The sequence below is a fragment of the Bacillus sp. FSL H8-0545 genome, from assembly GCF_038006105.1.
Classification (GTDB): Bacteria; Bacillota; Bacilli; order Bacillales; family Bacillaceae_G; genus Bacillus_A; species Bacillus_A cereus_U.
The window spans coordinates 4,942,946-4,956,735 of record NZ_JBBOUO010000001.1; the positions used below are offsets into that span (position 1 = coordinate 4,942,946).

The window sequence follows — 13,790 nt, forward strand, 5'->3', positions numbered from 1 at the left end:
ATATCTTTACGGAACTAGTCTTTTTACAACTGGTATTCTTTGCAATACTAACGTTATTACCATACTAAGGACAAGTGTAATAATTACATTTATAGGTATTGCCAATATTGCATGTACATGTGCATTCACCTTTGGAAGGACTATGTATAGATAATTATTTAATAAGAAAAAGTGAAGAATATAAATCCCAAGACTTGCTTGGTTTATGCCACGTAATAAAAATGGCAATTGCCTTTCTGAATTTTGGAAAGCATATCTGAAAAAGACAAATAACCCAATTGCCATAAGTACAACACCTGGCGCAAAATATTCATACCAATATTGATCCAGCTGTCCATTTGCTTTCAATGTATAATGGTATGTAATAAAGAATGTACCAATACATCCTACAACTCCCCCAATATAAGAAATATTCCGCCATTTTTTCACAATATCATAATTTGATAAGTAATAACCAAGTAGAAAATATCCTACATAATTTGTAACATAAAATAATTCAATATTAAAGTTGATAGGATAATAATAGTTTACTAGTTTAACTATAACAGATGCATATAGCCATAAAATTAAAAAATATTCTATCTCTCTCTTCTTAGCATTTTTCACAAATACTTTCAGTAAAGGTGCGATTAAATATATTCCTACAATCATATATAAGAACCATAGGTGTAACCCGATACTATTTGTTAAAAAATACTTTATCCCTTGCTTTAAAGAAGCCGGAAAATATCCTACGCAAGCCCCATAGATGTAAAATATAGCACTCCAACCTATAAAAGGTATAATCACTTTACTTGCACGTTTCTTTAAAAATTCCCCAATAGAAGTATCTTTTGTTCCCTTTAATAATAGGGCTCCACTAATCATTACAAAAATTGGTACACTAGCACGCGAAAGTGAGTCGTAAAAATTACCAGCCAACCAACGCGACACGTTATTTGCATCTAACGTAGAAACATAACCAGCAGCAACGTGAATTGTAACGACCGCAATTGTCGCTAATACACGTAGCCAATCCATATATACCAAACGCTTCATCAAATCTCCCCTAAATTAATAAATTTAACCATCTGTACCTATACATAATTTTACATTGAATTGTAATATATTGAAACAATTTTCAGCTATACTAAGCCACAATATGAGTAAATAAACTTCAATTTTCAAATATAAACATTAAAACCTTTGACTTATTACTAAAAATACTGTAAATTATCATTTGGACGAACATTTTTAAGTAAACTATGTAAAATATTCGTATTTTAGGGGTGTAAATGATGGAAAACGTATTTGACTATGAAGATATTCAATTAATTCCTGCAAAATGTATTGTAAATAGCCGATCTGAATGTGATACAACTGTCACTTTAGGAAAACATAAATTTAAATTACCTGTCGTACCTGCAAATATGCAAACGATTATTGATGAAAGAATCGCAACTTATTTAGCTGAAAATAATTACTTCTATATCATGCATCGTTTCCAACCAGAGAAACGGATTTCATTCATTAGAGATATGCAATCACGTGGATTAATTGCTTCAATTAGCGTTGGTGTTAAAGAAGACGAGTACGAATTCGTACAACAATTAGCTGCTGAGCAACTTTCACCTGAATACATTACAATCGATATCGCACATGGTCACTCTAATGCTGTGATCAACATGATTCAACATATTAAAAAACATTTACCAGAAAGCTTCGTTATCGCTGGAAACGTTGGAACTCCAGAAGCGGTAAGAGAATTAGAAAACGCTGGTGCTGATGCAACAAAAGTTGGTATTGGACCTGGTAAAGTTTGTATTACTAAAATTAAAACAGGCTTTGGAACTGGTGGTTGGCAGCTAGCTGCACTTCGCTGGTGTGCAAAAGCTGCAAGTAAGCCAATTATCGCTGACGGTGGTATTCGTACACATGGCGACGTAGCTAAATCAATTCGATTTGGAGCAACTATGGTTATGGTCGGTTCTCTATTCGCTGGTCATGAAGAGTCTCCAGGAGAAACAATCGAAAAAGATGGCAAACTTTATAAAGAGTACTTCGGCTCAGCTTCTGAATTCCAAAAAGGTGAGAAGAAAAACGTTGAAGGTAAGAAAATGTTCGTTGAGCATAAAGGTTCTTTAGAAGACACTTTAATCGAAATGGAACAAGATCTTCAATCCTCTATTTCTTACGCTGGTGGAACAAAATTAGACGCAATTCGCACTGTAGATTATGTAGTCGTGAAAAACTCTATTTTCAACGGCGATAAAGTATATTAATTCCTAAATTTAACTCGAAGGACAAGCATAAAAATGCTTGTCCTTCTTTTTCACGTATAAAAACGTTAAATATTTTTATTTAACTGAATTTTTTAGTATTATATTTTTAGATACTTATAATAAGGGGGATATAACAAATGAAAAATGTAATTGAGAAACGCCTTATTCGCGCAGAAGTCTCTACTGAATTGACATGGGATCTTTTTGATTTATACGAATCTGACAAAGAGTGGGGAACTGCACTAAGTGTATTAACAGACGATATAAAAAAACTTGATGCATTTAAAGGACAATTACACACTGGCCCCGCTACCTTATTAAATTGCCTACTTTTAGAAGAAGAGCTTTTAATGAAGTTAACAAAGCTCAGCACATATGCATATTTAAAAGAATCCGCTGATCGTACAGATCCAGTTATTCAAGCGAACTCTTCCAAAATTTCCGCTTTAGGGACGAAAGTACATACTGCACTATCCTTTATTTATAACGAAATCCTCTCATTTGAAGAAGGAACAATTGAAAAATATTTAACTGCGGAAACAAAACTCGAACCTTTCCGTAAATCGTTACTCGAAATAATTAAAAAGAGGCAGCACACTCTCTCACCTGAAACAGAAGAAACTCTTGCTGCACTCGGCGAAGTTCATAGTTCCCCCTACAAAATTTACGGCATGACTAAATTAGCCGATATGGATTTCCCTCCTATACAAGATGAACAGGGAAATGATTTGCCTGTATCATTTGCATTATTTGAAAGTAAATATGAATTTTCTCCAAGCGCATATATACGTAGAAAAGCATATTCGTCATTTGTTTCCACATTGAAACGATATAAAAATACAGTTGCAACAACATATGCTACTGAAGTAAAAAAACAAGTGACACTTTCTCGTTTACGCAAGTACGAGTCCGTTACCCATATGCTTTTAGAACCTCAAAAAGTTCCACTTGAAATGTATAACAATCAACTAGATATTATTTATAACAAATTAGCGCCTCATATGCGCCGTTTTGCAGATTTAAAAAAGAAAGTATTAGAGCTTGACCAAATGCTTTTCTGTGACTTACACGCACCTTTAGATCCTGAATTTAATCCATCCATCACATACGAAGAAGCTGGTAAATTAATTCAAGAATCTTTAAAAGTATTAGGGCCTGAATATAATACGATTATCGAAAAAGGATTTAAAGAGAGATGGGTAGACCTTGCAGATAACGTAGGAAAATCAACAGGTGCCTTCTGCTCTAGTCCATACGGTTCTCACCCATATATTTTAATTACATGGCAGGGTACGATGCGCGGATGTTTCACATTAGCTCATGAATTTGGACATGCTGGTCATTTTTATTTAGCAAATAAAAATCAGCGCATTATGAATGTACGTCCTTCTATGTACTTTGTTGAAGCACCATCAACGATGAATGAATTACTATTAGCTCAGCATTTACTTGCGACAACGGAAGACAAGAGAATGCGCAGATGGGTTATTCTGCAACTACTCGGCACGTACTACCATAACTTCGTTACCCATCTACTTGAAGGAGAATATCAAAGAAGAGTATATGCTATAGCAGAGGAAGGACAAGCACTCACAGCTACAACTTTAACTGAAATAAAAACAAAGGTCCTTTCGACATTCTGGGGAGATTCCGTAGAAATTGATGAAGGCGCTGGTTTAACATGGATGCGTCAACCTCACTATTATATGGGCTTATATTCTTACACATATTCAGCAGGCCTAACTGCATCTACCGCTGTAGCCCAAATGATTAAGGAAGAGGGACAGCCTGCTGTTGATCGCTGGCTCAACGTACTCCGAGCAGGCGGTACGATGAAACCACTCGAATTAATGAAACACGCCGGAGTAGATATGTCAAAACCAGATGCAATCCGCAAAGCTGTTTCTTACGTTGGTTCCTTAATTGATGAATTAGAGCGTTCTTATCAAGAATAAAAATAAGCCCTCACTTTGAGGGCTTATCCTATATTCACTTTCCAAACCTTTTACGGTATCCACATTTTCTACAAAGTTCTTCAACCGCAACCCTTTTCGAAAATCCGTCTACAATATTTTGTGCCCTTTCACCTTCTATAATGTTAGAAAATGAATCATCATTAATATTCCCAAGATTAATAATGCCTTCACCGTCTAAACAACAAGGTATAACCGTTCCATTTGCTAAAATACCAGCTTGATTTCGAAGACCATGACAGAAACCTTTTCCATCATCCTCTTCTTCATGTAATGCTGGCCACTGGAATTCATAGTCTTGATTAATAAAGACACGTTCCGCAATTTTTATACCTTTTCCTGGTGTAAGCTTCTCTTCAATTTGATAGGATAGATCAAACTCATTTTCAATTATGGATAATAAATCCCTATTTTTCTGGATTTCAGCATTTGTTTTATTATCCTGAGTTAAATTCCATAATCTTAGTGAAACAATTAAATCCGATTGACTCGTTGCCTCTCTAATGAAAGAAAGTATACTTCTTACATAGCCCTCTTTATCTTGCGAACCTGGGTGTCCATCAAAACTGTGTAGTGAAAAATTCATTTGTCTTAACGCAGGTTTATTTAACAGTCTATGCCTTCTCTTATTAATTAACGTTCCGTTCGTTGTAATATTAACTTTAAACCCTTTTTCATGGCTTAAATCTAATAGTTGATCTATTTTTGGATGGAGCAACGGCTCACCCTTCACGTGCAAATAAATGTAGTCTGTGTGGGGTTTAATTTGGTCTAATCTTTTAGCAAAATCCTCCACAGAAATGAATTGCTTCTGCCTTTCCGTCGGCGGACAAAAGCTGCACGCAAGATTACATACACTCGTAATCTCCAAGTAAAACTTCTTAAACTTCTTCACCTTTAATTCCTCACTTCTCTGACTACTTATACTTTTTCCTCTTCATATTACAGCATATTTTTTTAGAAATAGAAACATACTTATTTTAGGAAATCTACATACCATCTATTAATATTTAAAAGACCATCGGTGATTTTTGTCCAATGGTCTTTCTCACTATTAGTTACCTTTAACCTCTTTTACATATTCCCATGTTTCACCTTGGTTTTTGGACTGATAAAGTATACTACTATTACCATTGTAGTCTCCATCTGCTCCTTGCCCTACTAGCATGTTAAAAACTCCGTCCTTCTCATAAGGCATATTAGGAAAATCAAACGGATTTATTAACTGTCCACTTTCTAGTTTCACTTCATAATTCGTATAGCTCACCTTTTTAAAAGTTATACCACCATCATCTGTACGGTATAGCCTCCCTTCATTACCAGAGGGTCTGGCTGCCCTTAAAAATCCGAGCTTTTCATTAAAAAAGATGATTCCTGATGCACTACCAACCGTTTCATTGAACGGATCTTCATTTATAACTCCCCATGTTTCCCCACCATCAATCGTCTTGCTTAGTGAATAAAAGGTACTCCCTAATGCTTTATCTGTAACATTTAGTTTATAACCCACTTCTTTTGAAAAGTAAAATTGCTCATTATTATTAGTTAGATCCTTCTTTTTCTTTTTAGAACTACTTTCCTTACTCCAATTTGGGTCACCTAGTAAATTATATCTAGCAGGTACTATCTCTTTCTCTTTTCCGGGGATAAATATAGATACCGTATATCCAATTATTTCGGATTTTGCTTCTTCAAGCTTCTCTAATTTCCCATCTTTATTAATATTAATAATTCCTTCTCTATTGTAACCCCAGTTTCTTTTCCCATAATAAACCAGCCCATATTTATCTTCATTCCACTTACTGACAGTTTGTTTAACTGGAATGGCTTGAACTGTTTTAATTAAAGGTTTTACTAATTTATCTTCATTATAATCAGCGTTAATATACCCATTTAGTCCTACAAAAATATCTTTTGATTTATTTTTATTATAAGATATTAAGTAGCTTTCCTCTTTTCCAGCAGCATTTTTTCCATAAAGAAAAGTATCAAATGATGTAATTGTTCCATCTGAGTTAAATTCCAAAGCAAAACCATCCGACATATATAACTTCTTTGGCAAAGTATATTTCTTATTTATATCTTCAAAAATACCCTCTACACCATACTTATATATATTATCACGCTCAAGTTCAACTGATCTTTCGTTTTTTACGCTTTCTATAAACCATGCTAGTCTACCACCATAATTTGTTGCACTTTTATAAATTTTCATCCCATAAAAAAGCGTTATAAAAATAATGATGATAACGGAACAATATTTCCATCCTTTTATATTTATTAATTTGGACGATTCATGTTTCCCATTTTTTATAACTTTAATTGTAGTAACTATAATGATAAGGATTAAAAATACTACACATAGTAACAGAATATAAATATTATTATTCATTCTCCCATACATACATAACAAAGCTAACTCATAACAAAAAATCCAGTACCCAATTATTAATAATGGATTTTTTAGTAATGATATAAGTACTTTTTTCATATTTCCCCTAACTATGTTAAGCCCCCCTAATTACATCTAATACTTCTTTTTTCCTATATTGATTATGCTTTATTTCACCAAATACTTACATCTCCCCTTTTAATTATGTATCGACTAAATCTAAAATAATGAATTACATATAGAAAAAAGCACTCTATCCTGTAAAGATAAGTGCTAATTTTTTGATCATATTTTTATTACATATACAACCAATTATAATTTATTTTAATAAATAGGGCATTATTAACTTTCAATTATTACCCACTATTTATGATACGGTTCCCCACGATTAATACGAAACGCTCTATACACTTGCTCAAGCAACACTAATCGCATTAATTGATGTGGTAATGTCATCTTTGAGAAAGAAAGAGATTCATTTGAACGCTTCATTACTTCAGAACTAAGCCCCAGTGATCCACCAATTACAAATGTGATTTTGCTCTTTCCATATGTAGCAAGACGATCTAAGCTTACTGCAAATTCTTCTGATGATTTTTGTTTCCCTTCTATTGCTAACGCAATGACGTGCGTATCATCAGAAATTTTATCCAGTATACGTATGCCCTCTTTTTCTTTTACAATTAACATTTCTGCTGCACTTAAATTTTCTGGTGCCTTTTCATCTGGTAACTCAATTACTTCTACTTTTGCGTAAGAAGATAATCGTTTTAAGTATTCTGCTATACCTTGTTTTAAGTATTTTTCTTTTAATTTTCCGATTGAAATAATCGAGATATTCACATCTATTCCCCACCTTACAAACACGTTATCCACAGGACTTATCCACATATCCACAAATGTTACCCACATATTGTGTGAGAATCTGTGTTCGATACAACATATGTCGCCTCATTTTGACAAAATTCACATGTTTTTTTCTCTTCTTTAGAGTTATCCACATTGTTAATAACCGGTGCAACTTCACACTCATCCACAATGATATCTAATGCTAATTCAACATGTTCTAAACAACAAGGTAAATTCATATTCTTCACCTCACTTTTCTACAATAGAAAACAGGAGGTAGGCCCTCCTGTTTTTAATACTTTTGAATGCCTAATTTCACCGTTGTTGTCGCTCGTTTTGTACCACGATAAAACGTAAGAGTCATTTTATCATTAATTTTTTTATTATATAAGGCCGTGCGGAATCCAATAATATCGTGCACCGCTTTTCCATCTACCGCCACAATAACATCATGTTCTCTAAGACCCGCATCCGTACCTGGCGAAGGACTTTTCACATCTAAAATGCAGACTCCTTCTGTTACGTTACCTGGTAATTGTAACGTTTTTGACCAATAGTAACTCGGAATCTCATTTAATGATCTTAGTTCAATCCCAACGTAAGGTCTTCTTACTTTACCGTACTTTTCTAGTTCATTCATAATAGGCACAGCTCTCGTAACTGGAATAGCTAGTCCAATTCCTTCTACTTCTTTTGCTGCAATTTTCATTGAGTTAATACCTATTAATTGTCCCGCTACATTTACAAGCGCTCCACCACTATTACCTGGATTAATTGCCGCGTCTGTTTGCAATACTTCTACTTGCCAATCGTAATGTCCATCTTGATCTAAATCTACAGGAACAATACGCTCATTAGCCGAAATAATACCTTGTGTGACAGTTCCGGAAAATTGTAACCCAAGTGGATTTCCAATCGCAATAACTGGTTCTCCTCTACGAACGGTATTAGAGTCGCCAATTTCAATCACTTTCTTCACATGCTTCGCATCTATTTCTAGTACCGCTAAGTCTGTGACTACATCGGTTCCTAATACTTTACCTGGAATTTTCTTACCGTCACTTAAGCTCACTTCAATACGATTCGCCCCAGCAACAACGTGGTTATTCGTTACAATATACGCATGTCCATCTGTTCTCTTATAAATCACACCAGAGCCTGTACCAGCTTCCGAATCAGCCTCTGAAAAATCGTCTCGTTGAATATTAATAACACCAACAACAGCCTCTGAAGCACGATCAACAGCGTCTACAAAGCTAATCTGTTTAACAGGAACATTTCCACTTTGAGCTTCAGCCATATTTTTTTCACTTGCTTCAGCTTGCGGAAGCTTACCTGCATGATTTGAAAATAAAGGAGCTCCAAATGCAAATAATGAAGCTCCTACAATTGTTCCCGCTATGCTAGAAATGACAATACCTTTATGTTTCTTTTTCCCTGCGCGTTTAATACGATATTTTTCTTCATCAATAAAGGACATATTTGTTCACCTATCTTCCTGAAAACAACTATATTCACCTTTATTGTTTACTAAAATGAAGAATTATACGTATTGAATTTTCGTAGGCATTTTTTGATCCGTATCATGTATTTCAAAGGATTCTCCAACCCCAAAACCTTTTTCTTCTAATACTTGTGATACAGACATACGCGCTAATTCTTTCATGTTATTATCTAAGCTTAAATGCGCTAAATAAATGTGTTTTGTCTCGTCTGTAATAACATCAGCCATCGCTAATGCAGCGTCCTCATTACAAACGTGGCCAACGTCGCTTAAAATACGTCGCTTAATGCTCCATGGATAGCGCCCCATACGAAGCATTTCCACATCATGATTACTTTCAAATACGAAAGCGTTCGCTCCCTTAATAACACCTTTCATACGGTCACTTACGTAGCCTGTATCTGTAATAAGAGCTAACTTTCTATTATTGTTATGAAAAGCATAAAACATCGGTTCCGCCGCATCATGAGAAACACCAAATGATTCAACTTCAATATCTCCAAATGTTTTCACGTCTCCTACTGAGAAAATGAATTTTTGATCAGTTGGGATATTACCTATTAAATGTTCCATTGCATTCCATGTTTTCTCGTTCGCATAAACAGGTAAATCATATTTACGCGCCAATACACCTAATCCTTTAATGTGGTCACTATGCTCATGTGTTACAAGAATACCTGATATGTCATTTATATTCAGTTCAGCTTGTTTAAATAAAGCCTCTGTCGCTTTACCACTTAAACCTGCATCGACGAGCAGCTTTTTTTCATCTGTTCCTACATATAACATATTCCCTGTACTTCCACTCGCAAGTACACTAAAATGCATACTCATTCTTTCTCACTCCATTATGTTCTTCCGGCACTTGAGTTTCCCCTAATTCCATAACTTGTCCTTCAATTGCATTCACAAAAAAATCCTTTTTCTGTTCTGTCTTTAAGTTCCATGTTGGAGCAAGCACTTGTATATTAGAAGAAGACTCCGCAAGAGTCGCATATCCAATCTGCGCCTCTTTCACGTGCGTATTTTCTGCAATTTTATTTTTCAAATATATATTTTCTAAAGCTGTTTGCGCAGTAATAATTTCTTGTTCTTTCGTCTTTTCGCTTTCGCCCATTTCCTTCAAATCCGTTAACATTGTTTGTTTATACGAAATAAGCTCATTTTTTTCATTTAAATCTACAACAATCATCGCACGATTATTGTAGAAGATTGGTTTATCTTTATACTTTTGAAAGAAGTAAATTTTTGAGTCCTTTATTGCCCCAAACTCATATTTTTGTCCATCCAGCACATAATTTTTCAAAAACTCATTATACTTATCTTTTGACAATGATTTTGTATTTAAAAAAGGCTCTTTTAATTTACTCTCTATTTGATATTCGTCTTGCACATGCGCCGTCTGATTTTTTAAAGATTGCACATCTTCTTCTTTGAAAACCTTATTTTTTGCCATTATAAATGACTCTTTTTTCGGTTCTTTAGGAAAATTCCCCATAGTAATTTTTTCAGCTTTTAATTGTTGATCGATTTTCGTTTCCGTCACAATTTCTAATTGATTACTATCTTGCTTTTGAATGAACTGAAAGATAAGAAAGAGGTCTAAAACAAAAAAGGTCACAATAAATATTGTTTTAATTCGATCCCAATCCATTTAGTCCCCCCTCACTCCACTCATATATTTGTTGCTTACCATCTTCTTCACATTTTACATACCATATCGGCTGTAAGACAGCGATTCTCCCACTCCCATCACTGATGGAAGGTTCCAATGACATTTTATAACCAATACCAACATCCTGAATTGATTTTTTATCAATTTCCAGGTTATTCTCTAGTGATGTCATCACTGTATGACCTGATGCAAGAGAAGTTGTTTGTTGTTTACTAGGCAAAGTAATACTGAACTCAAAAAAGGGTCTTTCATACTGCATAATTTCACCTGAACCCCATACTTGTTTTAATTCCGCTATTCCATTGGCATTAAATACAGGCAAACCATCCTCATATAAACGGAATGAAGTTTTCCTCCCATTAATATAATCAAAACGATAGGACTTAAAGGATCCACTATGCCCACTTACAAAGTCAAAACTTTTTTGTAAAATCACCGCATTATCCGTAGGTTTATCACCATGTACAGCGGAATTTTTATATTTCAACATTGCATCCAACTTATCAATTTCCATAGAACGGATGCCATCCGTAAATGTTTCCTTTTCTTTCTCAGAAATAGGACTTAAATAACGTGGATCACTAAATAAAGCATTTTTGAATGTATCCACCTCTAGTTTAGCTGTAATATACTCTGCCTTACTTAATTCCGTAATCCCATCTGGTAAAAAAAGTTTTTTTGTATCATTTATTTGATATTCAAAATATGGTCTTGCTACTGCTATAAGTTGATTTTGAGCATTTATAATATCCTTTATATAAGCACCGCTCAATTTTGCTTGATATATTTTATGAGGAGTATCATAGGAAACAAAGCTAACTTTAATTTCTTGGTCCGTACTTCTAGAAGGATCAATTATAATACGATTAAAACTTCTGTTACTTTCTATGTTTTTATCTTTAATATTAAACATATCTTTAATCGTATCTAACGGGATATTTGTAGGGAAAACAAATTCAATTTTTTCTTCTCCGTGTACATAAGACAGAAAATCACCTTTAGGGACTGTCCCCGTTATTTCCCTAAAATCATGTAATTCTCCGTTTTCAAGAATTTTATAGATTGAATCCACATTTGCCTTCTTTTCGCTTACATAATGATTTTTCTCTTTATGAATAACGACAGAGGATGGGCGAACAACCTCCGAAATCTTTACCTGATTTATCTCTTCGTTACCTTGAACGAACTTTGTATTTTGCATAGAAGTGGAATCAGGAACATATGTCCATAAGTTAAAAGTAAGAAATAGACTAATGACAACCAAATTAATTAGAACTATCGTTTTAAAGTTTTCCATACTCATTCCCAATCGTCCTCTTCATCTGTCGCCATTGGCAATGTGAAATAAATAGTTGTCCCTTTTCCTTCCTCACTTTTCGCCCAAATCGAGCCGCCATGTGCCTCAATCATTTCTTTCGCAATAGCTAACCCAAGACCTGTACCACCCATTTGTCTCGAACGCGCTTTATCTACACGATAAAAACGTTCAAATATTTTATCTACATTTTCTTTCGGAATTCCCATTCCTTGATCACTCACACTAATCTCTAATAACTCCCCGCGGTCACGCAGGCGATATGTTACTGTACCACCTTCTGGCGAATATTTTAGTGCATTGGAAATAATGTTATATAAAACTTGTGTGATTTTGTCTGTATCCATATCAATAAATCGAGATTTTTTAGAGAAAGATCGTTTGAAGCTTACATTTTGCTCTTTAGACATTTCAAAGCGATCGATAACGTTATTAAAGAAGTCAGTAAAGTCGACCCATTCCTTCATTAAGCGATGTTCTGTACTATCTAGTTTAGATAGTTGTAACAATGCATTTACAAGCCTGATCATTCTTTCCGTTTCCTCTTGTGTAACCGTTAAAAATTGCGGTGCAATATTTGGATCTTGCCATGCTCCATCAGTAAGTGCTTCTAAGTAACTGCGCATCGTTGTTAACGGCGTTCTTAACTCATGAGATACGTTCGCAACAAACTCACGGCGCTCTTGTTCTATCCGCTCCTGCTCTGTTACATCATATAATACAGCAATTAAACCATTTGCCTTCCCTGTTTCTTTTTGAATAACAGAGAAACTAGCACGTAAAATATATGGTTCATTTCTCGTACTAAAATCTAATAAAACTGAATCAGGTTCTTCATATAAATGATCAAGTGTAAATTCTTCTTGTATTCCTAACACTTCTAACACTGATTGATCTAGCGCCGTTTCACGCGAAACATTTAACATCTTTTCCGCAGGATCATTTAATAAAATGATATCCCCTTTTCGATCAGTAGCAATTACTCCATCTGTCATATGTGATAAAACGGATGATAATTTTCGTCTTTCACTTTCTGTGGAGGAACGAGCTTGTTGTAATTTTTTAGATAAATTGTTAAAAGATAATGCTAATTGTCCAATCTCATCGTGACTATGCACCTTTACTTTTCGCGAATAATTTCCTTTCGCCATTTCAATTGCTTGTCTTCGCATATCTGAAATTGGTCTCGTAATTGTTTGAGCCAATAAAATTCCAAGTACAGCTGTTACTAATAAAGCAATTACTGTCCCCGTTGCGAAAATTTGGTTGATGTCCTTCATTTGTTTATACACATCTTCCATAGATGCAACAATATGAATGACGCCAAGTACATCTCCGCCCGGCTCTTTTAGAATAGGGGTAATCATAACTTGAACTCGATGACCTGTATGTCCATCTTTCTCAATCTTTGACTCTGGTTTCTTTTGTACCATTACCCGTTGTACAGCTGTATCTGCTGACGTTCGTCCTACCTTATTTTGCTTAGACGCATCTGAAATTGCCATTAATTTTTTAGTAGAATCAATTACACTTACTTCTTGAATATCTCTCTTACGATCTGATGCGAATTTTTGAATCGAATCATTAATAGCTTTATCTACTGATTCTGTTTTAGGACGTTCTTTTACAAACTCTTGCTTCAGGTTATAAGAAAGTAAGTTTGTTTGCTGCGTTAAGGAATCTTGAAAGCCTTTTACAAGGCTTTTTTCTAATTCCCTGACGAAATATACACCAATTACTTGCATTGCTATTAATATTAACAGCATATATATGAGCACAAATTTTAAATGAATAGATTGAAAAAAACCAACTTTCTTCATA

At 34.5% G+C, this 13,790-nt stretch carries 12 protein-coding genes; 2 read left to right on the forward strand and 10 right to left on the reverse strand.

Features of this window, described 5'->3' with window-relative positions; translation table 11 throughout:
* Positions 1-6: 6 nt before the first annotated feature.
* Positions 7-1,038: an acyltransferase gene (locus MHI07_RS25820; protein ID WP_340826845.1), complete on the reverse strand. Its 1,032-nt coding sequence runs from the start codon at positions 1,036-1,038 to the stop codon at positions 7-9.
* Positions 1,039-1,277: 239 nt separating this feature from the next.
* Here MHI07_RS25820 and guaC point away from each other — a divergent pair, with 239 nt between their 5' ends.
* Together guaC and pepF are read left to right on the forward strand one after the other, a co-directional pair.
* Positions 1,278-2,261, forward strand: a complete 984-nt coding sequence (guaC, locus tag MHI07_RS25825; RefSeq protein ID WP_002068771.1) for a GMP reductase — start codon at positions 1,278-1,280, stop codon at positions 2,259-2,261.
* A gap of 137 nt (positions 2,262-2,398) precedes the next feature.
* A complete protein-coding gene (gene pepF, locus MHI07_RS25830; RefSeq protein ID WP_340826846.1) occupies positions 2,399-4,216 on the forward strand; it encodes an oligoendopeptidase F in 1,818 nt (605 codons plus the stop codon).
* A gap of 34 nt (positions 4,217-4,250) precedes the next feature.
* Here the strand turns inward: pepF and MHI07_RS25835 are convergent, their stop codons facing one another.
* The 9 genes from MHI07_RS25835 to walK form a co-directional block, all read right to left on the reverse strand.
* On the reverse strand, positions 4,251-5,129 hold the full coding sequence (locus MHI07_RS25835; protein WP_078180440.1) for a radical SAM/SPASM domain-containing protein: 879 nt from the start codon (positions 5,127-5,129) through the stop codon (positions 4,251-4,253).
* Between the two features lie 159 nt (positions 5,130-5,288).
* Complete coding sequence (locus tag MHI07_RS25840) at positions 5,289-6,725, reverse strand: WD40/YVTN/BNR-like repeat-containing protein (protein WP_215580332.1); 1,437 nt, start codon at positions 6,723-6,725, stop codon at positions 5,289-5,291.
* 264 nt (positions 6,726-6,989) lie between these two features.
* On the reverse strand, positions 6,990-7,469 hold the full coding sequence (gene rlmH / locus MHI07_RS25845; RefSeq protein WP_002113213.1) for a 23S rRNA (pseudouridine(1915)-N(3))-methyltransferase RlmH: 480 nt from the start codon (positions 7,467-7,469) through the stop codon (positions 6,990-6,992).
* Positions 7,470-7,528: 59 nt separating this feature from the next.
* Positions 7,529-7,714 (reverse strand): CxxH/CxxC protein, encoded by a 186-nt coding sequence (locus MHI07_RS25850; protein ID WP_002035001.1) that lies wholly within the window; start codon positions 7,712-7,714, stop codon positions 7,529-7,531.
* A 53-nt stretch (positions 7,715-7,767) separates the two neighbouring features.
* Entirely contained in the window at positions 7,768-8,955 is a 1,188-nt protein-coding gene (locus tag MHI07_RS25855; protein WP_002113216.1) for a S1C family serine protease, read from the reverse strand.
* Positions 8,956-9,018: 63 nt separating this feature from the next.
* Positions 9,019-9,813: an MBL fold metallo-hydrolase gene (locus MHI07_RS25860; protein WP_002138925.1), complete on the reverse strand. Its 795-nt coding sequence runs from the start codon at positions 9,811-9,813 to the stop codon at positions 9,019-9,021.
* Positions 9,797-10,633 carry a two-component system regulatory protein YycI gene (locus tag MHI07_RS25865; protein WP_016106794.1) on the reverse strand — a complete coding sequence of 279 codons (837 nt, stop codon included), beginning with the start codon at positions 10,631-10,633 and terminating at the stop codon, positions 9,797-9,799. Before MHI07_RS25865 ends, MHI07_RS25860 begins: the two co-directional genes overlap by 17 nt.
* Positions 10,614-11,957, reverse strand: a complete 1,344-nt coding sequence (locus MHI07_RS25870) for a YycH family regulatory protein (RefSeq protein WP_340826849.1) — start codon at positions 11,955-11,957, stop codon at positions 10,614-10,616. The genes MHI07_RS25865 and MHI07_RS25870 overlap by 20 nt, the downstream gene beginning before the upstream one ends.
* Positions 11,954-13,789, reverse strand: coding sequence for a cell wall metabolism sensor histidine kinase WalK (gene walK / locus MHI07_RS25875; RefSeq protein WP_002113220.1), 1,836 nt, complete (start codon positions 13,787-13,789; stop codon positions 11,954-11,956). Before walK ends, MHI07_RS25870 begins: the two co-directional genes overlap by 4 nt.
* Position 13,790: the final 1 nt, after the last annotated feature.

Excerpts from the sequence above, each read along its gene's own strand:
- MHI07_RS25820 (WP_340826845.1), bottom strand. The coding sequence starts at position 1,038 with ATGAAGCGTTTGGTATATATGGATTGGCTACGTGTATTAGCGACAATT.
- guaC (WP_002068771.1), top strand. The coding sequence starts at position 1,278 with ATGGAAAACGTATTTGACTATGAAGATATTCAATTAATTCCTGCAAAA.
- pepF (WP_340826846.1), top strand. The coding sequence starts at position 2,399 with ATGAAAAATGTAATTGAGAAACGCCTTATTCGCGCAGAAGTCTCTACT.
- MHI07_RS25840 (WP_215580332.1), bottom strand. The coding sequence starts at position 6,725 with ATGAAAAAAGTACTTATATCATTACTAAAAAATCCATTATTAATAATT.
- MHI07_RS25850 (WP_002035001.1), bottom strand. The coding sequence starts at position 7,714 with ATGAATTTACCTTGTTGTTTAGAACATGTTGAATTAGCATTAGATATC.
- MHI07_RS25855 (WP_002113216.1), bottom strand. The coding sequence starts at position 8,955 with ATGTCCTTTATTGATGAAGAAAAATATCGTATTAAACGCGCAGGGAAA.
- MHI07_RS25860 (WP_002138925.1), bottom strand. The coding sequence starts at position 9,813 with ATGAGTATGCATTTTAGTGTACTTGCGAGTGGAAGTACAGGGAATATG.
- MHI07_RS25865 (WP_016106794.1), bottom strand. The coding sequence starts at position 10,633 with ATGGATTGGGATCGAATTAAAACAATATTTATTGTGACCTTTTTTGTT.
- MHI07_RS25870 (WP_340826849.1), bottom strand. The coding sequence starts at position 11,957 with ATGAGTATGGAAAACTTTAAAACGATAGTTCTAATTAATTTGGTTGTC.
- walK (WP_002113220.1), bottom strand. The coding sequence starts at position 13,789 with ATGAAGAAAGTTGGTTTTTTTCAATCTATTCATTTAAAATTTGTGCTC.